Annotated in this window: 1 pseudogene; it reads right to left on the reverse strand. The window is 70.3% G+C overall.

Annotated features, from left to right (window positions below):
• Positions 1-507, reverse strand: a pseudogene (locus tag DEQ92_RS21510) (hypothetical protein); the annotation flags it as partial.
• Positions 508-583 lie beyond the last annotated feature (76 nt).

Raw genomic sequence — 583 nt, forward strand, 5'->3', positions numbered from 1 at the left:
CGGGACGTTCCCGGTGAGCGCGAGCAGGCGTTCGAGCGCGTAACCGTGGAAGGCGGTCTCCTCGGTCGCGCCCGCGGTGAGCGCGACGAACAGCCGTTCGGGGACCGACAGCGACGCGAACGTCCCGAGACCGGCCGCGAGGCTCTCGCCGCCGTCGCCGACGCGCGCCCACAGCGGCGAAAAGAGGATGTTCATCCCGAGCATCACCGCGAGACCGACGCCGATCTGGAAGACGAGCCGTTCGACGGAGTCGATCCGCCAGCCGATCGAGGCCAGCGAGTTGCCTTCGAGGGCGACAGTCACCAGCAGGAGTCCCGGAACCACCCACTTCCAGACGTGCTCGCGGAGGTCGGTGGCCAGCGGACTCGCGTCCGCGGGGGGCGCGGACGGGGTGTCGTCAGCGCGTCCGCCCGACTCTGCGGCGACGGCGCCGCGAAGTCGGTCGAGTAACTCGAAGCCGACGAGCGCGACGACGAGTCCGAGGGCGGTGACCGGCGTCAGTTCCACACCGGGAGTGCGGTGAGCGCCCGTCTTTGCTCTTTCTCTCCGGCACCGATCGGGGACGGACCGCTATACGGCGTCA

The sequence above is a fragment of the Haloferax sp. Atlit-6N genome, assembly GCF_003383195.1.
GTDB classification, from domain to species: Archaea; Halobacteriota; Halobacteria; order Halobacteriales; family Haloferacaceae; genus Haloferax; species Haloferax gibbonsii.